Raw genomic sequence first — 23,256 nt, 5'->3', positions numbered from 1 at the left:
TCTATGAAATCTGCTTATTTTGAAAGCTATCCCATAATGTTTAATGCATTCAAAATCACGCATAGGGCCATAACAATGAAAATAACACGTGTAGAATTCATATTTTTACGCCCCAGCAGCCAATAAACAAAACAGACAATACCAACAGGAATGATGTTCGGCATCATTGGATCAAATATTTGTTCTTGAATATTAATAACATTTTCTCCAATCTGGGGCTGCAAAGTAACTGTTGCTTTTATTACTGAGGGGACTAATGCTCCAACTACAGTTATCCCCAGAATAGTAGCTGCATTTGTGATTTTCTTTAACGCTCCGCTAACTGTAGATACTGCTTTCTTTCCCTGCGCATATGCTAAATGTGTAAACCATCTTGCAAACCCTAATTTTACAAATCCAGCCAACAGCCACAGAATAACCCCGATGGGGTTTCCTTCCAAAGCCATGTATGTAGCAATGGAACCAAGAATTGTATTAATAGTGACAGAAAAAAATGTGTCTCCGATACCCGCCAAAGGACCCATGAGTCCCGTTTTTAGTGCCGGAATCATATCCTTGGCTTTGTATCCCTGCTCTGCTTCAACTGCCATGTCAGCACCAATAACAAAACCTCCGGTCGTAACGTTCGTGTTGTAGTACTGTGAATGCAGCTTAACCATTTCTTTTAATTCAGCAGGATCCTTGTAATTTTTCTTTAAGAATGGCAGCATTGTACAGCAATATCCCAATCCCTGCATTGTCTCATAGTTCCATCCTGCCTGTGATCTCGTTATCCATCGAAACCAGGCTCTGTCAATATCCTTTTTTGTGATTTCAATTTCTTCCTGAGGCCGATTATTATCATTTGTATTATTCATCTTCATTACCTCCTGCATTCGCCTGAACTACTGCCGGCTCCCTTTCTGAATCCCTCTGATAAGTAACTACTGCTATTACAATTCCGATCAAAGCTACCCCCAACATTGGCATGTTTACATAAGAGAACAATACAAATCCCAAAATTAAATATGGAAAATATTTCTTCACTGGCATAAATTTAAGCAGCATCGATATACCTACTGCCGGTAAAACTACTCCTGCAAATTTAAGTCCGGAGAGCAGCCAGTCCGGCGATACATCCAAAATGGCCTGTACAAATGAAGAGCCAAAGGTAAGGGCCAGAAAAACAGGAAGCCCACGGGATGCCCCCCAGCCGATCATACCACAAAAATTGTATCTGTCTAATAGATGATATTGCTCTTTCTCTATCGCTGCCTGAGCTTTCTTATTCCAGAAGATATTTACAGTCCTAGCTATGATATCCAGCTGTGTCAGCAAAAGCCCAATAGGAACTCCCAGGCCAATTGCAAAGTCAACATCTTTTCCAGCCACAATCGCCAGTGGAGTGGCAATAAGTGCTGCTGAAGTATAATCAGGAATCGTGGCCCCGCCAAAATTACTGACACCTAAAATCATCAATTGGAGTGTGGCCCCAATAATCAGCCCTGTTGCAAGATCCCCCATGACAAGGCCTGCAAAAGCGCCTGCCATCATAGGTTTATTCAATTCAAATTTCGTATTCAGTCCATCATATATACCAATGATAGAATACAAAGTTAATAATATAATTTGCCAAACCTGAATATGCATAAATTCCTCCTACTCTTCCTTTTTGAATCCTTCATAATTTGAATTATTCAATTTTTAAACGACATTTTTATCCGCCCCTGCATACGAAACTCTGCATATGAAAACTTGACAAATGTATCAAAAAGTGCTACATTTTGCTCTATAGCTATAAGTAAATAGTGTTTCCTGCTTATTGAGTCTTATAGCTGTACAGTTGGGCGGATCTGTTCCCAAACCTTTTCTTATCGGAAATAAAGATGTTATCTCTAAGGTGTTCATCCATGGGCCAACATGGTACTACAATTTTTAGAATAGTATAAGTGATTAATCTACATCTTTTATAATGGTTACCAGAGGGCTTAAGAATCCGCCCAGTCTTTCATTTTTTATCCAATAGAAGTGTAAACATCCCTTATCATTTTCAAACGATGCTTTAAATCTTTCTTGATTATTCCTAAAAATAAGATATCAACAATTGAGAAAAATGCTATTCTGGAACTCATTGCCGCGGTTCTGAATATAGTTTCATTAGAGATTATCTCCAGCGTTAAACCAGCAAGCTTTCCCATCGTACTTTTTACATTTTTAGTTACTAGAATTATTTTTGCATTATTTTTTTTAGCATTCTGTAATATCCTGACTATTTCCTTGGTTTCCCCGCTAAAAGAAAACACAATGAATAGTGCTTGTTTGTCTGCTGACAAGGATGCTGCTTCTACCGACTCCAAATCTTGATACCATAATACAGGTAATCCCAGCTTCATCAGTTTACTAGATAAATCTTGTGCAGGCAGGGTTGATGAACCTTTTCCACAAATATAAATTCTTGGTGAACTGTCTATCCATTCGATTGCCTGATTAAACGAGTCTAAATCCATGATGTCGAAAGATTTTGTCAAGGCAGATATAGATTCGGATACAATTGCTTTTGCCACATCCTCCAGTGGTGCCTCCAATGATATATCATCGTGGGTTAACGGAAGAATATTTTCATCTCTTACAAAAGATTGGCTCAACTGAATTTTGAAATCCATAAATCCGTTGAATCCGCATTTCTTAACAAATTTTATAATCGTAGATTGACCAACACCCAATTCTTCTGCTACTTCTGTCGAACTCATCTGAGAGAAATTGTGCCCCTTATTCAAAATATATGTTGCAATTTTCTTCTCTGTCTGAGTAAATTCTGAGTCTTTTCTTGATAATTCTTTTCTGATATCAATACCCATCTTTTTTTCCTTCCTAATGCTTGTTTAGAATATAATATCCTTCTTTCTTTTAATTTGGAATATTTTATTCTTCCGTTGTTTAAAGAATAGCACATGTTATACAAATTGTAAATAAATAATTTTATATTTTCTTGTATCCTAATGTTAATTTTTTAAATAAATACAGCCCTATTTCACTTTATATGCAAAATAGGGCTGTATAGCTTGTATTTACTTTAATAAATATTTCTTAATATTGAATTTCAAAACGTCCATTTTACTAATACAATACATTAATCGAATTCAAATACTCGGCAATTCGATCTTCATTAATGTTAATTATCAATTCCTCTGGAAATTTTATATCCTCGAGCATTGCAAAGGCATTATCGCATGATCCCACATCGTATTGGGAATGTGCGTCTGAATTCACCATGATTCTGAACCCATATTTTTTACACAATTTAGCTATTGTAATGCAATTGCTAATTGATTTTTTTCTGCATTTAAATGTATGGTCATTAATTTCAAAAACCTTTTTTGCTTCTCCTAATACGGGGACCACCTTTTCATAATCAAATGCAAAATTTTCAGTTCCGGCATGGCCAATAATATTAATGTAAGGGTTTTTGGCTAATTGCAGATACGACTCTGTATGCTGCTGTACAGTTCCGGGCCTGGTACATGATGTATGATAGGATGCAATAACTATATCTAGTTTTTTTAACGTTTCTACAGGCATGTCTACTTCGCCTTTGAAATTCATTATATTTGCTTCAACTCCTGTTAAGACTCTAATCCCGTCCACAACTTTAGGCAGTGAAGGTAAATTTTCAAAATAGCTAAGACTGGGGGAATCCTCAGTCCCAATTGCATGGTCAGTGATTGCCAGGGCCTTTAGCCCTTTCACTTTTGCTGCCTTAATATTTTCACCAATGGTACTATATGCATGAACAGATGCTAAACTATGGCAATGAAAATCTCCAACTAACGTGTGTATTTTTTTGATGTATGACATATTTTTCCCTCTCTTTTTCTGATACTATTTATATTGATTTTAAGTATATGTGCTTAAAAGATTATTTCAATAGTATTCTCCGAGACTGGTTCCTGTTTCACAAAAACCTTCAAAGGGTAATATATATCTTTCAAAATACTAAAAAAATGAAACTCGTTTCAGTATACACAAGCCTCACGCCAAAATATGCCGTGGAACCATCCACGGCATTCGTAAATTTTAATATTTTGACTATGTATAGTATATCCTCTTCCTTTCTTCCAGACGTCGCTTAGCCTTTCCCAAACCCACAGTTGGGATATGTACAGGTCTCGCAGTTCAGGCACAGACCGCCCTGTCCCAGTACGGTAAAGTCCCCGATCCCCAGACGTTCTCCTGCCACGATTCTTGGCAGGACCAGATCGAATATCGTCCGTCTTGCGTACATGACACAGCCCGGCAGTCCCATCACCGGGACTTCTCCCGCGTATGCCAGCATGAACATCGCCCCCGGCAGGACCGGTGCGCCATATGTAATCACTTCGTCGGCTGCATTGCGTATGGAAAGAGGCGTCCTGTCATCCGGGTCAACGCTCATCCCACCTGTACAGACTACCATATCCACGTCCTGTTCCAGCCAGTTTTTAATCGCTCCTGTCACCATATCCGAGTCATCATTACATACAGTATTCCCAAGCACCTCCACGCCGCATTCTTCCAGTTTTTCAACCACGACCGGTGTAAAACTGTCCTGAATCCGTCCGTGATATACTTCACTTCCGGTTGTTACAATTCCCGCCTTCATCTTCTTGAAAGGCAGGATCTGGAATACCGGTGTTTCACCGCAGGATTCTTTCACCCGGTTCATCTTTTCTTCTTCGATGACCAGAGGAACAACCCGCATCCCTGCGATCTTATCGCCCTTCTTAACCGCAAAATTCCCGTGGCGGGAGGCAATCACGATCTGGCCCATTGCATTGAGCATATTTAATTTTTCCCGGTCTACCTTCAGCAGCCCGTCACAGGCAGCCTTCAGGTCAATCTTCCCTTCTTTTGCCTCGGAAGGTTCCATATAATCGCCCTGACACACCTGGCGCAGTACCTCCGCCGCGTCGTTTTCGTGGAGCATCCCTTCCTGCTTTTCCCATACATAAAGATTTTCTTTTCCCACAGAAAGCAGGACTGGGATATCTTCCTTCGTTACAACATGTCCTTTTCTGAATACCGCATCTTTTGTCACACCGCGGATGATCTGCGTGATGTCATGACACAGCACGCAGCCTTCCGCTTCTTCCGTTCTGATCAGCTTCATAAGATAAGTCTCCTTCTATTTTCAATCTGCCAGTGCTATTTGCTCCAGATCATTCAGCCAGACTGCCGCACACGCGTCACTCGGCATTCTCCAGTCCCCCCTCGGTGAGAGTGCAACCGTACCTACTTTCGGGCCGTCAGGCAGGCAGGAACGCTTGAACTGCTGTGAGAAAAATCTTCTGCAGAAGATCTCCAGCCACTTTAATATGGTTGCCTTATCATAGCTGCCCTCAAAAGTCTCCTCCGCCAGTCTGAATATCTTACTCGGCTCATAGCCGAATCGTACCATGTAGTAAAGGAAGAAGTCATGAAGCTCATAAGGTCCCACCAGATCCTCCGTCTTCTGTGCAATATTGCCGTCCTTAGGGGGCAGAAGTTCGGGGCTGACCGGGGTATCCAGCACATCATAGAGCACTGCTTTCAGCTGCTCGTCCGGCGTCACATCGGCTGCATACTTTACAAGATGCCGCACAAGCGTCTTCGGAACCGATACATTGACTCCGTACATGGACATATGGTCTCCATTGTAAGTCGCCCATCCCAAAGCAAGCTCAGACATATCGCCCGTACCAATGACCATACCGCCCCTCTCATTTGCAATATCCATTAATACCTGTGTCCTTTCTCTTGCCTGAGAATTTTCATAGGTCACACTATGGTCCCCAGGGTCATGCCCGATGTCTCTGAAATGTACGCTGACCGCATCTGCAATCCGCACCTCCATGAGTTCTGCCCCGAGCTGTACCGCCATTTTGCACGCGTTCTGATAGGTCCTGTCTGTTGTCCCGAAACATGGCATCGTAACGGCAGTAATGTCTTTCTTGTCACGTCCAAGCATTTCGAACGCACGCGCCGTCACAATCAGCGCAAGCGTAGAATCCAGCCCCCCTGAAATACCGACTACCGCACTCTTGGCGTGGGTATGGGCAATCCTCTTCTTCAGTCCCATTGCCTGAATCGTCAGGATTTCCTCACACCTCCTTGCTCTCTCTTCCTCATTTGCCGGAACGAACGGCTGCTTTGGGAAATGTCTTGTCAGCACAGTTTTTTCCCGCTCAATATAAAACGGAACGCGGATTAACTTTCTATCCTCTGACGTTTTAAATGTCGTATTTTTGCGCCTTTCGCCTAGCAGACGATATATATCAATTTCGGAGTAAATAATATCGTTTCTGAAGCGCTTTGCCTCACTCAGTACAGCGCCGTTTTCCGTAATCAGGTTATGCCCGCCGAAAACAAGGTCAGTTGTAGATTCGCCTTCCCCTGCGTTGGCATATACATATCCTGCAATGAGCCGCGCAGACTGTCCCGCAATCAGCTCACGGCGGTACCTGTCTTTTCCGATCGTTTCGTCGCTCGCAGAACAGTTGACAATCACAGTTGCCCCTTCCATCGCCGCCTGAATACTCGGCGGAATCGGTGACCAGACATCCTCACAGATTTCAGCGGAAACGATCAGTTCTTCCATTGAAGATGCCTGAAACAAAATCTGGGGACCGAACGGGACCCGTTTTCCTTCAAATAAAATCTCACGGGCCTTTTCCGGGCCGGGCGTGAACTGGCGCATCTCATAGAATTCCGCATAATTTGGCAGGAATGTCTTTGTCGTCAGTCCCAGAATCTCCCCGCGGTTCAGCGCCGCCGCCACATTATAGAGTTCACCGTCAACAGAAAGCGGAACCCCGACAAACGCCAGAATATCCTTATCCGCTGTGAAATCCGCTATTTTCAGAAGAGCGGCCCTTGCATCGCGCAGCAGCACATCCTGCGTAAACAAATCCCCGCATGTGTACCCTGTGACACACAATTCCGGGAACACCACGATCTTCGCCTTTTCCCCTGCGGCTGCTTCGATTGCCTCACAGATTTTCTCCGTATTATATTTGACATCCGCTACCCGGATATCCGGTGTCGCTGCCGCTGCTTTTACAAATCCCTGATTCATTTCCTACCTCCTGGTTCAATAACCTCTATCTGCTCTTTTTCAAAAGTTCTTTCAGCTCATCCACTGTATAATTGTAGGCAGTATTGCAAAAATGACATTTCACTTCAATGTCCTCGCCGTCATCAATCATAGACTGGATATCCTTCTTCCCAATACTGATGATCGCCTTTTCAATCCGTTCCTTTGAACAATTACAGGAAAACTGTGCAGGCAGTGTATCCACAACCTCAACATTCAGCCCTTCCAGCACCTGTTCAAGCATCTCCTCCGGAGTATGCCCGTTGTCGAGCATTGCCGTCACAGACTGGATATTCTGGATATTTTTCTCCAGCCTGTCCAGTACCTCATCCTCTATAAACGGCATGACCTGAACGATGAATCCGCCCGCACATCTCACCGTATTATCCTTTTCCATCAGTACACCGAGTCCTACTGAAGACGGGACCTGCTCGGATGTTGCAAAATAATAAGTCAGGTCTTCTGCGATTTCCCCTGTCTGGAGGATCGTCTGTCCGGAGTAAGGCTCCTTTAATCCCATGTCTTTAATAACATTCAAAAAACCTGGCCCCAGCGCGCCTCCCACATCCAGCTTGCCGTTCTTTGCAGGAAGCATCACATCGGGATTATTTACATATCCCTTGACACTTCCCTGACTGTCAGCAGTGACCGTCAGCCCCCCGATCGGTCCGCCGCACTGCACCTGAAGTGTCAGTACATCAGTCGGGTTTTTCATCATGCTTCCCATCATCACACCGCCTGTCAAAAGACGTCCCAATGCCGCCGTCGCTACCGGGCTTGTATTATGGTGCCGCCTTGCCTGCTCCACCAGCTCCGTCGTCGATGCTGCAAATGCACGGATCTGTGTATTCGCAGCGGTTGCCCTTACAATATAGTCTGCCATTATTCTTCTCCTTTTCCTGCAATAATATAGATTCTTTCACTTGTTTCAGATGGTGCTTCTCTGGTAAATGCATCATATGCAGCCAGAAAACGCAGGCCTGCTGCTGACAGCAGTTCTTTCATCTCTTCCAGTGTATAGCTTCTCTGATAATGAGTTTCCTGATAACGCCGGTAAATCTCACTGCCGCCTTTTGACAGCTCCTCATCCCGGATAAACAGGCTCAGTTCATACTCATTGATGCGCTCCTCTTCATAATAATAGTTGTCCCAGATAAAACTGCATTCTTCCCTGCTTTCCGCGATTGTCTGGTCCCCAAGGATCTCTCTGTATTTATATTCTGTGTTAAAATCAAAAATAAAAACCCCGTCCGGATCAAGATAATTATCCGCCCAGTGAAAAACCTGCTTTAGTTCCTCAGGTTCTGTTATATAATTCAGCGAATCGCAGATGCTCACAATCGCACGCACAGTCCCGTACAATTCAAATTCACGCATATCCTGCTCAAGATACAGAATATCATGCCCGGATTCCACTCTTTTTTCCATCGCAATCTCGAGCATGTCCTCAGAATTGTCCACCCCGATCATATCATATCCGCGACCGGCAAGATATTCCGTCATCGTCCCCGTACCGCACCCCAAGTCCAGCACAAGTCCGTCACATATGCCATATTCTTTCAACAGTCCATACAGATAGTCACCCCATTCATCATATGGCACGTTGTCCATAAACGTATCATAAACAGCGGCAAAACTGCTGTATGCACTGGATTCATTCGTATTTTCCATTCTTCACCACACCTCTTTCCACGGCTTATTCAGTATATCACATACCATGCAGATAAAACAACACCTGAGCAAAAGCTTTAGAGCTGTGAACACGGCAGAACTGCTTTATGGTACATCATCATTTTTTTCTTGACACATCCCGCTCTTTGCTCTACAATGAGTACGAATAGAATCATTTCGGTAGGTGAGGCTACCACAGGGATTGGGATTTTCCTTAAGATTGCTGCCGCGAGATTGTGGAGACACAACAAGTTGGTTAGCAGGCTATGTCGTGAAGGCATAACCTAATGCAATTGATATGCCCTGTGATGCTAAAGCTTGAACGGTGAGTAATTTTTTTGGAGTGCATATTTAGCTCCGTCATTGTTCAGGCAGTGACGGAGCTTTTTTAACTCTTTTTTTAATCAGTAGAAAGGTGGTGAGGTTATGGACGCTGGCGCCAGTTATCATTCGCAGAAACTAATAGAATTGAATACAGATTGGAGATGTAATAATGATGGACAAAAATATTTTTGTAGAACTCCTTATCCAGCACCAGTTCAAGGCTGTGAGGAGTATTTTGGATGTCATGAACGAAGTGGACATAGCCTCCCTTCTTTCAGAATTAGATGACAAAGAGCTGGCACTCGCATTCCGCCTGATTTCCAAAGATAAGGCAGCGGAAGTTTTCGCTAACATGAATAATTCCATGCAGACTTATCTTGTGGAAATGTTTACAGAAAAGGAACTGCGGGAGCTGCTGGACGATTTATATATGGATGATACCGTGGACCTGCTGGAGGAACTCCCGGCAAATCTGGTTACCCGTATTCTGGATACGGTCAGCCAGTCAGAGAGAAATATGATCAACCTTCTCTTAAATTACCCGGACGACAGCGCAGGAAGTATCATGACAACAGAATACGTGGGGCTGAGACAGTCAATGACTGTTGATGAATCGATGGCCCATATTAAGAGAACCGGGATCCACAAGGAAACCATTTATACCTGTTATGTAACAGATAAAAGAAAACTGATCGGAATCGTCACTGCAAAAGAACTGATGACCTCCGATGACAATGCCGTGATCAGCGACCTGATGGAAACAGAGATCATTTCCGTCAGCACGCATACAGATAAGGAAGAAGTTGCACAGCTTTTCAGAAAGTATGACCTGCTGGCAATTCCCGTTCTGGATGCAGAGGGATTGATGGTCGGAATCGTTACCTTCGACGATGCAATGGACGTTATGGTAGAAGAGGCAACTGAAGATATCACAAAGATGGCCGCTATGAGCCCGAGTGAGCAGAGTTACTTTGAGACATCCGTGTTCAGCCACGCAAAACACCGTATTGCATGGCTGCTTGTCCTGATGTTCTCCGCGACACTCACAGGAACCATCATCACGAAGTATGAGGATGCGTTCGCCGCGATTCCCCTGCTTGTATCATTTATCCCCATGCTGATGGACACCGGCGGTAACTGTGGTTCCCAGAGTTCAACACTTATTATCCGCGGTATCGCGCTGAACGAAATCCAGTTCCGGGATATTTTCCGCGTCATGTTTAAGGAATTCCGCGTCTCGATTATAGTCGGAGTCGTACTGGCGCTGGCTAACGGAGTGCGTATCCTGATTATGTACCACGATGTGTCACTGGCACTGGTCATTGGATTGTCCCTTTCTGTGACAATCGTTATATCAAAACTGATCGGCTGCATGCTGCCGCTCCTTGCAAAAAAGGTAAATCTGGACCCGGCCATCATGGCAGCACCGCTGATTACTACGATGGTAGATACTTGTTCTATACTTGTATACTTTAACATTGCGACACATGTATTTGCTTTATGAATGTATTCAGCCCTGTAAAATGCTCCTGAATAATATTGATCCGAACAGAATCATTATTATTCAGGAGCATTTCTTATTTATATCTGATCCTTAAGCTCCCAAGGGTGTACTCTGGGAATCCGCTTCTCAACAGGCAGTAACTTATGAAATGGGGCATGCGGCTCCGTCTGATACCAATATGCAGTGCTGCTGTAATCATTAGACAGCTTATTAGCATGCCCATGCTCTATGCTGAATATCAGAGACTTTTCAAATGAAATCGGATCGTGCACGTGATATCGGTACATGCTGTTCTTCCCGCCATACTTGAATCCCGCTTTCTCTCCGCTGTAAACAGTAATACCGCTGTACAAAGTACAGTACTCTTCGGCCGGTCCGAAAGCTGTACTGAAGTAGTCTTCCGTACCGGTTCCATGCAGGGACGGGGGCCACGGCTCTCCATCAATAAAAAACATATCATCCCCTTCCCCGTACCATTCGTTAGCCTGCGGCGTGAAAACATCAATGTTTAAATTACATCCCACATATTTTCCTTTTCCCACGGCTTCCAGCACAATATAATTATCTTTTCCTGTTGTATTCTTCTTAAGCCATGCCTTTGGAAACCATGCAGGTTCCTCTTCCACATTTGCCTTTTCTCTGTCAAGCAGTCCCGGCTCTTTAGGCGCCCACCCCCTGGTGTCAGCCTCTCTTCTCCACTGTGCATGAAAGTAGCCGAGGTCTCCCTTATCCGTATCAGGCTCCCATTCTTCGTAATCAACATAAAAATAAAAATTTGTATGGCTGATGCAGTTACTCTCTATTGTCATTTTAGCCCTTTTTAAAAATGGCATAGGAAAGTAGCAATTCATTCCCCTTCCGTCAGCTGGATTCATAGAAAGGACTGCACTGCTATAGTTCCTGTGCATCCCGAAACCGATTCCAAAGAAGTCCCCCAAAGGTACTTCTACACTTGGTTCTGTTTCTTCATCCCAATATATTCTCAGCACCAGACGGCGCAGGGCATAAGCTTCCTCTTTCCCGTCTTCCCCGGCGGTCCAGTTTGTACACCAGATATGCCGTATAACACCGGCTCCACTGATGTCCGCAAAGGTCCGGCATTCTCCTGCTTCCAGATCCATCCAGTCATGATTGCCTCCACTCCTGTCATAGCTGGAAATTCTTTTACTCTTTACGCTGTTTAATTCATACAGACCGTCAATTCCATGACCTCTATTCATATCTTTCATCATTCACCCACACCCCTTCCTTGGTTACCTTTACAAAATATTCTTTTCCCCTGAAAAAAAGCGGGAAGCTGATTTTTTCCCAATGCTTTGGTAAGGCTGGGGAAAACCGGGGACCGTCACATTCATAAGCCCAGCGAAGACCTGCAAATCCAAATATAACTGCCTGCCAGATACCTCCGCAGTTCGCGATATGGATTCCCTCCGCAGCACCTTTTAATTCTTCATCCGTATCGATCCGGACCGCTGACCCAAAAAACCTGTATGCTTCATCCAGATCTTTGGTTTTACAGCAAAGGATTGCATGAATGATACTGGACAGAGAGGAATCATGTGTCGTATAGGGGAGGTAGTACTCATAATTTTTCTTCAGGGAGTCGCCTTGTAATCCTTTTTCAAATAGATAAAACAGCATTAATACATCAGCCTGTTTAAGTGCTTTCGTCCTATAGTTTCTCTCTTGGGAAATAAACCGGCCAAATGGTTTTCCGGGATCCTTCCAGACAGATGCAAAGTCCGGTTCCTCAAGTTCTTCAAAGTGTCTGCATTGGAGTATTATCCCCTCTTTATTCCTACATATGATAATCTTTTCAGCCGTCTCTTTCACTTCCCGGATAAATGAACTGTCCACATTCAGTTCCATACCGATTTCCGGATACACCTGCTCTAATATTTCCAGAATCCGGCCTGTGTTTTTCAGTGACAGTGCCACCATATAATTGGTGTATGCATTATCATCACAAATACAGACATATTCATCTGGTCCCATAACTCCGTTAATATGAACGCCTCCATCCCTGTCCCTGTACATCCGCTTCATCCAGTAGCGTGCAGTCTCCGTAAAAACCGGTGCAGCAGCTTTTAAGAAACGGATATCCCCTGTATTCTCATAATAATGCCAAAGCCCGAATGTCACGTCGGCTGTAACATGGACCTCATGATCCGCATACTGCCAGTTTGGGCACTGCTCCAATCCGGTTACTCCCGATTCCCAGGGATAACGTGCTCCCGGATACCCATATTCACTGGCATTCGTCATGGCCCCCCTAAGTGTACGAACCCGAAACTCTTCCAGCTTTTTAGCCAGCTCCGGTTGAGTATATAGAAAAAACGGGAGCATATAAATCTCTGTATCCCAGAAAAAATGTCCAAAGTATGCCTCCCCGGCAAATCCTTTCGCACAGATAGCGGCTCTGCTGTCTTTCCCACTTTCACAGCGCAAAAGGTGGTAAATAGAAAAATTCACAGCCCTCTGCACCGGCTCATCACCCGTAATCTCTACCCCCGATTTCGTCCAGAGCCGTTCCCATTCACGGGTATGCTCATTAAACAGTTTTGGTTCTGCTTTCAGATACTCCTCCGCCATCTCCCCCAGTTCCTCCGAAGTCCTAAGCCCCTCAGGATCACGGGAAGTAGAAACAACGGTCATCTTCTGTATTTCAAGAGATTCTCCCTCTGGAAGAACCAATGTTTTAACAGCTCTGTTTTCTTCTTTATCAAACAGACTGCCCTGTATGGCCGCTTTGCTCAGCATCCTTATGCAGTCTTTGTTATCTGTCATGGTTTCAACAAAACAACCTCCGTTTACCGCCTGCTTCTTTATGCTTGTAAAATGCTGGTATCCGTTTGTCCTTACATTTTCATCAATATCATTTACCATACTCAGGGTAATGTCCCCCCGCTCAGCCGTATAAGAAATCTTTTGGACAATGAGGTGATCCTCTGTTCTGGATACATACCGTCTGTAACAGCACTTCAAGCTTTTACCATGTGGGATATCCCATACGAATTTCCTCTCCAGAATTCCATTTTTCAGATTTAGTCTGCGGACATACTGTCTGATCCGGCACTGATCCATATCCAGAAAAGTGCCGTCTGCTTCGACTGTAAAGGCTAACGGATTTGGAAGATTTACAATCTCTTCCTTTAACAGTGGGTGATTTCCTGTTATTCCCGGAATATAGGTTCCACATTTTGACCTTGCATGTCTTGGTGTTTCAAGCGTTACATTGGCCGGAAGACGCATATATTCCTCATCCTGCCTTACACCTGAGATGCCTTCCTCAAATGTTCCTCGGATCTGTAGGTATCCCGACCCCTGGGCAAATACCCCTTCATAATGTTTCGTCAGGCCGGAATCCAGTTTCTCTTCAATTATATAGTCTGTCTGTTTTTTCTGCATCATATCTTATCCCCGCTGTTCTTTTGTTGATCGGTATTTGTTACTGTTTAAGTCTCCGTCGTGTCAAAAGAGAATATTTGAAATGAATGCGGTGCAAGTACAGCCTTATGTATACATTCTTTCCCGCCTGTCCGGCACTTTATTTCCTCTCTTACTTCTACCGGGTGCAGATTCAAAATGATATATTCACCATTCTTTTTAGGGATTACCCGCAGCCGGGCTGCATATTCCATTAAGGGAATAATGTTCATCCCGCCAAGCAGATTTTTAACTGCTTCTGAGAGTCCTATAAAGTTCACCTCGAGTGCAAACGGCAGAACCAATACTTCCCCCGCCCCTAGTTTCCCCGCCAGCACTGCCGCCTTTCCATCTTTATCTACTGCAAGTGTACGCATAGAAACACTCTCAAACTTCTGTATATTCTTACCGATAAAATATTCTTTTTCTTCCAGAACAATCCGCTGCTGACATTCATCCTGAAACGGCGTTCGGTATACCCGCATCCCCAGAGCTTCCGCCAAAATCATGCATGGTTCTCCCTCTTCCGTCCGGTCCGGTATACGGCCATTTAAAATCAGCCTGCCTCCGTTTCTTACATATTCCTCCAGATTCATCTGGACCTTTCCATCCATATACTCATCTGATACTACCCACAAAGCAGAGTACTCCGCCAGTTTTGCCGCTGTCATGCTTTCGAAATCACAGATAAGCGGTGTGAATCCGGCCTCCTTCAGTGCAAAGTAGGCTTCATTACCGGCCTTGGCAACCGGTTTCCAGATCAAACCCGGACTATGTTTAATTCCCAGACCGATGTCATGCTGAGTTTCCTCCAAAAATACGTTCTGATATTTCCGGATGTCAGAAATTGATCTGCAGATATACTCATAGTTTTCCCCTGGAATCCCCCGGAAATCAACCGGTGCCTGCCAGTTATGTTCTGTCCCGTAGAAACCCATTCCCGGCCTGTTTATTCCTCCTGCAAACATATACATATTCATTCCCTGATACCCACATGCCATCGTCCAGATATTCCATATATATAGTTCCGGGCCATAGACCACAGGATAATCCTGCCAGTACCCGCTCTCCTGTTCAATCACCCAGGGCGTATTATGCAGAAACTGTTTCAAATACCCGGCCCCGAATTCACAGTAGTAGGACGCATCCTTCATCCCCAGTCTGCCGTTCAGAGAATAATAGCAGTCCGTACCAACCAGAAGCCACGGATTCTGTTGTTTATTCTGATAATGAAGAGATACGGCTCTTGGATTATAAGCATTATGAGTCAGTTGTACATGGATTCCATTTCCTCTGGCTATCTCATAAAGGCGCCTGAAGTAGACAGGAAAGTATGTTTCGTAATAATAACGGAGATGCTCCTGCGCGTATCTGCCGGCATCCGCCGCTCTAAGCATATAAGGCTCTATGAATTCCCAGTTCTTAAAATCAGCATGATACGCTTCATTCAAGTGTTCCAGATTTTCATACGTTTCTCTTAAATAAGACGGCCACAGGCCGTCAGGGCTTCCAATGCCCAGGGTAACCGGATTTTCATCGTCGTGGTCATCTCCCGGAATCTCGTTACAGAGCTGAAACATGACAATATTACCTGCCGGAGCCTGATACTTCCTTATCTCTGCACATACAGCTTCATACCAGCGTTCTACGGCATGCAGAAAGTCCGGATGATTATGTGCCGCACTGTTGGCAAAACAGGTTTCTTCATAAACGCCGTTTCGATAACGTTTTACACGGGCATCCGGATACTTTTCTGTAAACCACTTTGGAATTCCAAGATCGGCAGTCTCTGCATATACATACGGTCCCGGACGAAAGTATGCCAGAAGCCCCCGTTCCATCGTCATATGAATCCAGGCATGCAGATCATTTTCAGGACATATCTCTCCGCGGAAATCAAACTTCCCTTCTTCATATTCATGTACAAACCAGGGAACATAATATGCAACGGCGTTGCATCCAGACTCTTTAAGACGGTCCAGTACTTCCCCCCAGTATTGTCTGGGGACCCTAAAATAATGAATCTCCCCACATAAAAAAGGAGACCATTTCCCGTCTATATAAAACCTTTCTTTATATATTCTAAAATCCCACTCCTTATTCATCTGCACCTCCTGTCAGAAGCCAGTCACATACTTTATCCAATAAGTATCTGCCAAATCTGTTGTTTTCAAGGAACATGGGCTGTTTTCCCATCCCCCCTTCCAGACGCAGTGTTGTCGCAATGATTCTGCCCTTCCCGCACCCTAATTCCATCAGGTAATCATCTGCCCGCCATTCACGGCAGTCATACCGGCGCAGAATCGGCCTGCGTGTATGAAATCTTGTATCTGCTATATCGGAAAATGCCGTATCTGTTGCACAGGAAAAATATCTGAGATCCTCCATCCAGTTTCCTTCCTCCAATTCTTTAAACAAGGGATGTGGAAATCTTCGTATCATCCCCTCTCTCCAGAATGCAATATGGGAAACCGGAATACTCCCCTCCCCGCGCTGGACGTAAAAAACCGCCCCTCCGTTTTCTGCATACCGGATTATCTCAGGTGTAAGCATGGAGCAAAGAAAGAGTTCATAGTGTTCAAGATTGTTTCTTCCGTCAGTTTTCTCTATGCCTTCATAAATGTTTTCTATGGTATCAAATACATGTACAGGGTCAAACACACCCATCCTCCGGTTCCTTTTTGCAGGCTTCGGATACAAAAAAACAGGCCATTCATTCCTGAAAATTTCTCCGCCGCACTCCAGAACAACCGATAAAATATAATTATCCGCCTTTTCAGCCGGCGGCAGGTGAAAGTTCATATAGCATGTCTGGACAACCTTTCCTTTTTCTGCTGTTTCCCCTGATATAGTCCCCTGCCTGACGGTCTTTTTCCCGTTCTTCTTCAGTTCATAAGTAATGACCGGTTCCCTCAAGTCATTTGCTCCATAATTTGATACAAGAAGGTGAAGCCCGTATCGCTCCCCGCTAAAGAATCCATAACGTTCTACAGACATTACCCGGTCAGAGTTAAGCCAGATTCTGGTCAAATCCCAGGCCGGCAGAAGCATAACTTCATTATTGAATGTCCTAAATGTCTGCGGGTCAAACTTATTCCTCATAAAATCATCAAACAGTCCGCTTGTCGCAATCGGCACATCTCGGATTGATGTGATATTATAACCGCCAATCTCCGGGAATGCCCTGATTTGTTCCAGTGTTGTTTTCCTGTGGACCATAGAATGATGATAGGACAGGTTTTTAAGCTCCGGATACGCCTCTCTGATTCCGCTTTTGACCATTCTTTCATCATGACTTCCCAGAAAGAAATCCGGCTTAAGTAAACTTACAGGGTTTATGACTTCATCCTGCTTTTCCCAATCGAAACATCCAACCCCCTTTTCATTTCTCAGAACCTGCATATCCCGAAGCGTATCACTGTCGCAAAATTCACCGAATACCCAGGGCCTGTTCCGTTTCCATACCGGGGTAAATGTCTCAAGAAGATTTTCCATATTCTGCAGTTCCGCATAAAAGTGATAATCAGAAAAATCCGCATAGTCTACAGCAAGGCCTCCATAGCATTCACCTGAGCCGGAATTATCCCTCACCAGTACATGCAGCTTCTCTTTTGCCAGCATATACATATCCCGAAGCACATGACTGTCAACTTTTGAGTCCAGCTCGCATCCCAGACTTACCGCCACCACTGACGGGTGTCCCGCAAGCTGATCCAGCATGGCCGGAAATTCCCTGCGAATTCTACCTTCCAGCCTGTCTGTCCGCTCAGGCAGCCAGAGTGGGAGCTCTATCCACAGCAGCATCCCGGTTTCATCGGCAATTCTCAGATAATTTTCCCCCGGTAGGTACAGACAGTGTTTTATCATATTGAAGCCGTACTGCTTCACATTCTGAATCTCACTTAAGACGGTCATATCATCAGGTGTTGGTATGATCTTTTCATAATATCCCCAGTGAAGGATTCCTCTTGCATAAACAGGTTCTTTATTCAACAGAATCTTCGTCCCTTCTGCAGATATTTCCCGAAACCCCAGAGTTCCTGCCACTGTTCTTTTTTCTACCCCATTGTCCACTGTAATCCTATACCGGTAAAGAACAGGTCTTCCAGCAGACCACAGCACAGGATGGGCTACTTTCGCACGGACAGTAAATTCTTTTCCGGCTGTTACCTTCTGGTTAATCTGTGCCACACAAATGTTATCTGGATCCAGTATTTCTCCCGTCAGATGAAGCGTATTTAGCTTTTCCACAAGATCTGCAGCTATGGTAATTTGTGCATTTCCCTGTCCGTCACCCTCACCCCAGTGCCTGTCAATGAAATACCCTCTGGCTGTTTCATTAGTCTCCAGTCGGACTCCTTTCCAAATACCGCCAAATGTGCACAAAACGTCCGGCAGAAAGCCGGACAGCACTTCCCGGAGGGGATATCTGTCACCTGCGTGATATCCCGGTTTCCATATATCAAGTATCAATTCATTGCATCCTTCTCTCAGGGTTTCTGTAGTATCGACAGAGAACTCGTCCCACATGCCTTCATGGGCCCCGATCAATATTCCGTTCAGGAAGATATCACAGTAATAGCTGACCGCCCCAAAACAGAGGCGGGAACGGCCATGCGGGAGTTTTTCCACTTCAAACAGCCTGATGAGACGCACCTTATCTGCAATATCCTTTTCCTGTATATATGTTTCCCAACAGCCCGGGACCTGTATCATAAGTTCACGTCCATCCGAAAAACCACACTTCCAGTTTCCATTCAGATTCAGTTCCATAGTTTTCCTCCTTTGCTAGCCTTTAACCGCAGAAGAGGCCAGGCCCTGCTGTACCTGTTTCTGTGCAAAAGCATATATAATGATACCGGGTATTACAACAACTGTAAGTGCTGCAAATGTATTCGTATAGTTGTATGCAAACATGGAATTAAATAAAATTGTAATGACCGGAAGCGTTCTGTTCTCAGGAGATGTTATCAGTAGATTTGCATAATAAAATTCGTTCCAGTTTGCTAAAAACATCAATACTCCGGCTGTAACAAGTCCGTTCTTTGCCAGAGGGAGATTCACTTTCCAGAATACCTTAAAAAAGCTGGCACCATCCAGCCTCGCTGCTTCAGTCAGTTCATCAGGTACAGACTGGAAAGCTGCTTTCAGGATGAACATGGACATTGCCATTCCACTGGAAAGATAAACGAGCATCAGCCCTGTTTTCGTGTTATAGAGCCCCATGTTAGAGATCAGAGAGAAGATCGGCTGGGTTCTGGAATGAGCCGGCACCAGAAGTGTAACAGTAAACAGCGCATAGAACAGGCCCTTTCCCCTGAACTGGTATTTCGCAATCACATATGCTCCCATTGTAAAAAACAAAAGGGAGATCAGTGTCGGTACGATAGAGACTATCACAGAATTCAGCGTATATGTAAGGAAGTCATATTTCTCAAACAAATATACATACGCGTCAAAATTAATCTGTGACGGCAGCGTGAATGGTCCGCTTAATATCTCTCCATTGCTTTTAAAGGAGGACATGATTACCCACAAGATCGGGAAGACAGATACTGCTATTGTAAAAATCATGATAAAGTATTTAAAAATATTTCCTGCTATTTTTTTCCCTTTCACAGTTATCCCTCCTAATATACACTCTCGTTCATTCTGAACAGTTTATTGACAAGTGCCAGGGTAATCAGACCGATGATAATCATAATTACAGCACTGACATTGGCATAACCGTACCTCGAATCCTGCACGGCACGTACAAGGATCATTGGGAAGTTCATTGTTCCGCCTGCTCCGTTGGTCGTCAGATATATACTTTCATACATAGCTATTCTCGCTGTTATAGAGCAGATCACACCTGTTCCTATCGCATTTCTGCAAAGTGGCAGATCAATCCGGAGTGTCGTCTGTATCCATGAGGCACCGTCGATTTTTGCCGCATCATGTATAGAATCCGGGATCGCCATCAAATCCCCCATAACTAGCAGTGTGACCACCACAGAATAGAAAATCCAAGTCAAAGTTATCGCCCAGAATGCATATGGTTCCTCAAAGAACCAGTTGATATTGATTTTCGGATTAAATACTCTCAGAAATGTGTTGAGCATCCCTATATCGTTTCTGAAAAAATATTTATAAATCATAGCCCACGCGGCAATTGATATTACATTCGGAATCATAAAAACAGTTCTTGTAATTTTCCAGCCGAAAGGCTTCTGATACAATACAAGAGCTACCAGTACTCCAAATCCCACATGAAGTGTAGCCGCGATCAACGACCACCCCAGAAGATTTTTCAGAGACTCACCAAATGCAGGCGTTGAAAATAACTTGATATAATTCTGGACCCCGATAAATTGGGGATCGTTAAAGCCGTCCCATTCACAAAATGAAGTAAGTACTGCCGTGATAATCGGCATCATATAAAACATTACAAATATTACAAGACTGGGTAAAATAAACAGGCATATCCAGAACTTTACCTTTGGTGAGTTCCTAGTGGCTGCTGTTTTCTTCTTCATTGCAAACACCTCCTATTAAAAGGCGGGGGATATCCCCTCCCCCGCCCTGTCTGTTATTACTGCTGGGCCGCCGCTGTCAGCTTCTCGCAGAATTCTTCCGGTGTGCTGCTTCCATTGTATAACTCTGTCATCAGATTTGTAAAATCTCCAAGGAACAGGCTTTCCGTTATAGCATTGTTAAAATACGGAACGTATGTTGTATCATCATTTAATTTCGTAGCAAAATCATTCAAAAGTTTTTTCTCTGAGAGGGCTGACGTAAAGTCCTCAGAGTAAGTCAGTTTCGGTGCGCTTCCGCCTTCTGCAAGTATATAGGCTTCTATTTCTTCAGGGCTGTTAATAAATTCAAGGAATGCATATGCCAGATTTAATTCTTCTTCCGGAAGTCCTGCCGGAACCATCCAGTCATATACACACGGATTTGCAATTGCAACATTTCCCGGATAGTAATCGCCGACAACTTTTGCTCCGTCAAATCCATTTGCCCAGTCTGTAGGATCGTTGATTTTATCGATAATCCATGTTCCGTCAGGAAGCACAGCTGTCATATTTGCATAAAAAGTATTGGCTGCATCCGCATATACTGCACCTACTGCGTTGTCTGTCCCATTCTTTAAGAACGACTCCTGAAGAATTGTAAACGCTTCGACCATTGCCGGATCTGTAAAATCTTTCAATCCGCCTTCCTGAACACCTTTTTGGAGAAGCTCTGCTCCGCCGTCCAGAGAACCGAGGATTGCTGTCAGCATAAGGTTCACAGTCCAGCCACCCTCTGCTGTCTGATATGCAATCTTGTTATCGCCAAGCGCTTTAGAGAATTCATCCCAGGACATTTCAGTAATTGCCTTTTCCGGGTCAAATAACGCAGAATTATAATATAAACCAGTAGGTTTCAGTACGGTCAGCGGCATGGCGTAAACTCCGTCGTCCTTCGTACAGAAGTCTGTAGAATCCTGAATCATCAAATCTTTTATCTCCGGTTTAGAATCTATGAATTCGCTCAGATCCTGAAGTTTATCGTTTGCTATGAGGTAATCCTCCACCCATTTAGAATCAGAACATTGGAAAATTGCCGGAAGATCATCCTGCAGTGCAAGCTGTTTAATTCTTTCCGTGTGTGAATTAGATGGTGATTCTTCAATCTCAATCCTGTACTGTCCCTTATACTTCTCATTAAATCTTTCTACCTGAGGCAGGAAGAAAACCGCACCGACATCTTCTCCTGACCGATAAGTCGGCATTGTAACAACCACTTCTCCTCCTGACTCCTCCCCACCTTTACTTTCCTTTGCCTCCTTCGAGCCGCCACCACAGCCTGCAAGGGATGCCGTCATCAATGTTGCAAGTCCTAACGCGATCCATTTCTTTTTCTTGTTGTTCATAACTGAATCCTCCTTTTTTATATTGCAAGGGGGTCAGACCCCTTTGCGCTCCATTTTCAGAATTGTTTATCAATTCTATTCTCCAAATGCCTCTCTGGCTAGTTCAATAAATTTCACAAGATATGTATTTGTGCTTTTACATGTGCGAATATCCTTCAGGATGATTTCTACAAAGCAGTCCTGTGTCTTTTCAGCTACAGTTCTTAAATACTGTCTTAAGTCGTCTTCATCAAATCCTGTACAGATTTTAGCGGGATCTGGTTTCCAGGAAAATATGACCTTTCTGCCAATTTTCTCCACGGCTTCATCTATATCTGACCAGGGGCTTACACTAAGTCTCCTGATATTAGTAATGTGCCTGTAGACAGCCTCATACTTATGGTCCAAAGGTTCGCAGCATCCATAGCATCCCTTTCCAAAAAGGTTCAGCCCGATCTTCTGATTGGCTATGGCAAATTCCTCGAACATCTCCGGAGAAACACTACTGAACTCTTGTGCATCTGCAAATCCCCACATATCTTTGAGTCTGACATCTTCCGGCTTCTTCTTCGGGTCATTTGTATACCCCAGACTCCCTGAACCTGTGTAAATATTTGTCCTGTTATCAAAGAGAAGCTTTTTCTTTTCCAGACGCCTGAGGAGTCTCGCTTTACTCTCGCCCATATGACGGAATACTTTATTCAGCAGTTCAGGTTCATCATACAGGTCAAACATCAGATTTTCCAGACCTCTGAGATGTACCATCTCAATCAAATGGCTCTGGACCAATACACTGTATGGAAGCTGAAACTCATAATCCAGTATCCCGTCCAGTGCTTCCTCTATTTCCTTTTTAAGCGCATATTTCTTTTCCTCATCAGGAATAAAGTCCACCTCATGATTGAAAAGAAGCTCATAATCCTGCTCTGTTTTCAGAAAGTTGTTCAGATGATATGCTTTCTTCCCTATTTTAGGTTTTTCAATAGGTATTCCCCACGCAGTTTTCTGCCCGGTATTTCCGTACAGATAACCGGTATAAGTCCCGGGGTAATTAAAATAAAGGCACTTCTCAAATACAAAATCATCTTTGAAATATTTGTTCTGATAAAGATATTTTTTTATTTTTCTTTCTATAACACGAAGCAGCGGGTCTTCACATTTGAGAGAAGACTCCGGCAATAGCTCCAGCCATCCTCCGTCATCATCAGGGCATACCCATATGAGAGGCTGCTGCCGGGATTTCAATTCATTGTGGTCAGCCCAGCGTTGTTTCTTTTTCATATTTTCTTCCGTAAACGGTAACTCGGCAAGATTTTTTGCAAGTTCACGGATATAGGCAGTCTGACTTTTATAATCGTGCATCTT

The 23,256-nt window shown here is 44.0% G+C and carries 17 protein-coding genes and 1 riboswitch; of the genes, 1 reads left to right on the top strand and 16 read right to left on the bottom strand.

Features of this window, described 5'->3' with window-relative positions; genetic code table 11:
* Window positions 1-26: 26 nt before the first annotated feature.
* From DWX43_RS13255 to DWX43_RS13220, 8 genes are all read right to left on the bottom strand, one after another.
* Window positions 27-857, bottom strand: a complete 831-nt coding sequence (locus DWX43_RS13255; protein WP_109729788.1) for a PTS system mannose/fructose/sorbose family transporter subunit IID — start codon at window positions 855-857, stop codon at window positions 27-29.
* Window positions 850-1,629 (bottom strand): PTS sugar transporter subunit IIC, encoded by a 780-nt coding sequence (locus DWX43_RS13250; RefSeq protein ID WP_118620604.1) that lies wholly within the window; start codon window positions 1,627-1,629, stop codon window positions 850-852. Before DWX43_RS13250 ends, DWX43_RS13255 begins: the two co-directional genes overlap by 8 nt.
* A 365-nt stretch (window positions 1,630-1,994) precedes the next feature.
* Window positions 1,995-2,837: a MurR/RpiR family transcriptional regulator gene (locus tag DWX43_RS13245; RefSeq protein WP_118620603.1), complete on the bottom strand. Its 843-nt coding sequence runs from the start codon at window positions 2,835-2,837 to the stop codon at window positions 1,995-1,997.
* Window positions 2,838-3,096: 259 nt separating this feature from the next.
* On the bottom strand, window positions 3,097-3,834 hold the full coding sequence (locus tag DWX43_RS13240) for a phosphatase (protein ID WP_118620602.1): 738 nt from the start codon (window positions 3,832-3,834) through the stop codon (window positions 3,097-3,099).
* Between the two features lie 271 nt (window positions 3,835-4,105).
* A complete protein-coding gene (locus DWX43_RS13235) occupies window positions 4,106-5,125 on the bottom strand; it encodes a molybdopterin-binding protein (RefSeq protein ID WP_109729792.1) in 1,020 nt (339 codons plus the stop codon).
* A 21-nt stretch (window positions 5,126-5,146) separates the two neighbouring features.
* Entirely contained in the window at window positions 5,147-7,069 is a 1,923-nt protein-coding gene (locus tag DWX43_RS13230) for an NAD(+) synthase (protein WP_118620601.1), read from the bottom strand.
* A 25-nt stretch (window positions 7,070-7,094) separates the two neighbouring features.
* Entirely contained in the window at window positions 7,095-7,970 is an 876-nt protein-coding gene (gene hslO / locus DWX43_RS13225) for an Hsp33 family molecular chaperone HslO (protein ID WP_118620600.1), read from the bottom strand.
* Window positions 7,970-8,758: a class I SAM-dependent methyltransferase gene (locus tag DWX43_RS13220; protein ID WP_118620599.1), complete on the bottom strand. Its 789-nt coding sequence runs from the start codon at window positions 8,756-8,758 to the stop codon at window positions 7,970-7,972. The genes hslO and DWX43_RS13220 overlap by 1 nt, the downstream gene beginning before the upstream one ends.
* 169 nt (window positions 8,759-8,927) lie before the next feature.
* Window positions 8,928-9,097, top strand: a riboswitch (M-box (ykoK) riboswitch).
* 157 nt (window positions 9,098-9,254) lie between these two features.
* Here DWX43_RS13220 and mgtE point away from each other — a divergent pair.
* Window positions 9,255-10,586 (top strand): magnesium transporter, encoded by a 1,332-nt coding sequence (gene mgtE, locus DWX43_RS13215; protein WP_118620644.1) that lies wholly within the window; start codon window positions 9,255-9,257, stop codon window positions 10,584-10,586.
* Between the two features lie 77 nt (window positions 10,587-10,663).
* Here mgtE and DWX43_RS13210 read toward each other — a convergent pair whose 3' ends face one another.
* The 8 genes from DWX43_RS13210 to DWX43_RS13175 all read right to left on the bottom strand — a co-directional run bounded on the left by DWX43_RS13210 (window position 10,664) and on the right by DWX43_RS13175 (window position 23,253).
* Window positions 10,664-11,818: a glycoside hydrolase family 172 protein gene (locus DWX43_RS13210; protein ID WP_207666092.1), complete on the bottom strand. Its 1,155-nt coding sequence runs from the start codon at window positions 11,816-11,818 to the stop codon at window positions 10,664-10,666.
* The gene (locus DWX43_RS13205; protein ID WP_118620598.1) at window positions 11,799-13,997 is read right to left on the bottom strand and encodes a glycosyl hydrolase family 65 protein; all 2,199 of its coding nucleotides are present in this window, start codon (window positions 13,995-13,997) and stop codon (window positions 11,799-11,801) included. Before DWX43_RS13205 ends, DWX43_RS13210 begins: the two co-directional genes overlap by 20 nt.
* Window positions 13,998-14,041: 44 nt before the next feature.
* Window positions 14,042-16,117 carry a beta-galactosidase gene (locus DWX43_RS13200; protein ID WP_118620597.1) on the bottom strand — a complete coding sequence of 692 codons (2,076 nt, stop codon included), beginning with the start codon at window positions 16,115-16,117 and terminating at the stop codon, window positions 14,042-14,044.
* Entirely contained in the window at window positions 16,110-18,785 is a 2,676-nt protein-coding gene (locus tag DWX43_RS13195) for a hypothetical protein (RefSeq protein ID WP_118620596.1), read from the bottom strand. Before DWX43_RS13195 ends, DWX43_RS13200 begins: the two co-directional genes overlap by 8 nt.
* Window positions 18,786-18,800: 15 nt before the next feature.
* Window positions 18,801-19,631 carry a carbohydrate ABC transporter permease gene (locus tag DWX43_RS13190; protein ID WP_330582253.1) on the bottom strand — a complete coding sequence of 277 codons (831 nt, stop codon included), beginning with the start codon at window positions 19,629-19,631 and terminating at the stop codon, window positions 18,801-18,803.
* An 11-nt stretch (window positions 19,632-19,642) separates the two neighbouring features.
* Window positions 19,643-20,530: a sugar ABC transporter permease gene (locus DWX43_RS13185; RefSeq protein ID WP_118620595.1), complete on the bottom strand. Its 888-nt coding sequence runs from the start codon at window positions 20,528-20,530 to the stop codon at window positions 19,643-19,645.
* Between the two features lie 56 nt (window positions 20,531-20,586).
* Window positions 20,587-21,912 (bottom strand): ABC transporter substrate-binding protein, encoded by a 1,326-nt coding sequence (locus DWX43_RS13180; protein WP_118620594.1) that lies wholly within the window; start codon window positions 21,910-21,912, stop codon window positions 20,587-20,589.
* Window positions 21,913-21,987: 75 nt separating this feature from the next.
* A complete protein-coding gene (locus DWX43_RS13175) occupies window positions 21,988-23,253 on the bottom strand; it encodes a hypothetical protein (protein ID WP_118620593.1) in 1,266 nt (421 codons plus the stop codon).
* Window positions 23,254-23,256 lie beyond the last annotated feature (3 nt).

This window comes from Clostridium sp. AF19-22AC (assembly GCF_003479085.1).
GTDB classification, from domain to species: Bacteria; Bacillota; Clostridia; order Lachnospirales; family Lachnospiraceae; genus Faecalicatena_A; species Faecalicatena_A orotica.
Note: the sequence above shows the minus strand (reverse complement) of the source record. Positions and strands in the feature narration are given on the sequence as shown.

What these genes read in the sequence shown, in the direction of transcription:
- DWX43_RS13255 (WP_109729788.1), bottom strand. Translation starts at nt 857, where the DNA reads ATGAATAATACAAATGATAATAATCGGCCTCAGGAAGAAATTGAAATC.
- DWX43_RS13250 (WP_118620604.1), bottom strand. Translation starts at nt 1,629, where the DNA reads ATGCATATTCAGGTTTGGCAAATTATATTATTAACTTTGTATTCTATC.
- DWX43_RS13245 (WP_118620603.1), bottom strand. Translation starts at nt 2,837, where the DNA reads ATGGGTATTGATATCAGAAAAGAATTATCAAGAAAAGACTCAGAATTT.
- DWX43_RS13240 (WP_118620602.1), bottom strand. Translation starts at nt 3,834, where the DNA reads ATGTCATACATCAAAAAAATACACACGTTAGTTGGAGATTTTCATTGC.
- DWX43_RS13235 (WP_109729792.1), bottom strand. Translation starts at nt 5,125, where the DNA reads ATGAAGCTGATCAGAACGGAAGAAGCGGAAGGCTGCGTGCTGTGTCAT.
- DWX43_RS13230 (WP_118620601.1), bottom strand. Translation starts at nt 7,069, where the DNA reads ATGAATCAGGGATTTGTAAAAGCAGCGGCAGCGACACCGGATATCCGG.
- hslO (WP_118620600.1), bottom strand. Translation starts at nt 7,970, where the DNA reads ATGGCAGACTATATTGTAAGGGCAACCGCTGCGAATACACAGATCCGT.
- DWX43_RS13220 (WP_118620599.1), bottom strand. Translation starts at nt 8,758, where the DNA reads ATGGAAAATACGAATGAATCCAGTGCATACAGCAGTTTTGCCGCTGTT.
- mgtE (WP_118620644.1), top strand. Translation starts at nt 9,255, where the DNA reads ATGGACAAAAATATTTTTGTAGAACTCCTTATCCAGCACCAGTTCAAG.
- DWX43_RS13210 (WP_207666092.1), bottom strand. Translation starts at nt 11,818, where the DNA reads ATGATGAAAGATATGAATAGAGGTCATGGAATTGACGGTCTGTATGAA.
- DWX43_RS13205 (WP_118620598.1), bottom strand. Translation starts at nt 13,997, where the DNA reads ATGATGCAGAAAAAACAGACAGACTATATAATTGAAGAGAAACTGGAT.
- DWX43_RS13200 (WP_118620597.1), bottom strand. Translation starts at nt 16,117, where the DNA reads ATGAATAAGGAGTGGGATTTTAGAATATATAAAGAAAGGTTTTATATA.
- DWX43_RS13195 (WP_118620596.1), bottom strand. Translation starts at nt 18,785, where the DNA reads ATGGAACTGAATCTGAATGGAAACTGGAAGTGTGGTTTTTCGGATGGA.
- DWX43_RS13185 (WP_118620595.1), bottom strand. Translation starts at nt 20,530, where the DNA reads ATGAAGAAGAAAACAGCAGCCACTAGGAACTCACCAAAGGTAAAGTTC.
- DWX43_RS13180 (WP_118620594.1), bottom strand. Translation starts at nt 21,912, where the DNA reads ATGAACAACAAGAAAAAGAAATGGATCGCGTTAGGACTTGCAACATTG.
- DWX43_RS13175 (WP_118620593.1), bottom strand. Translation starts at nt 23,253, where the DNA reads ATGCACGATTATAAAAGTCAGACTGCCTATATCCGTGAACTTGCAAAA.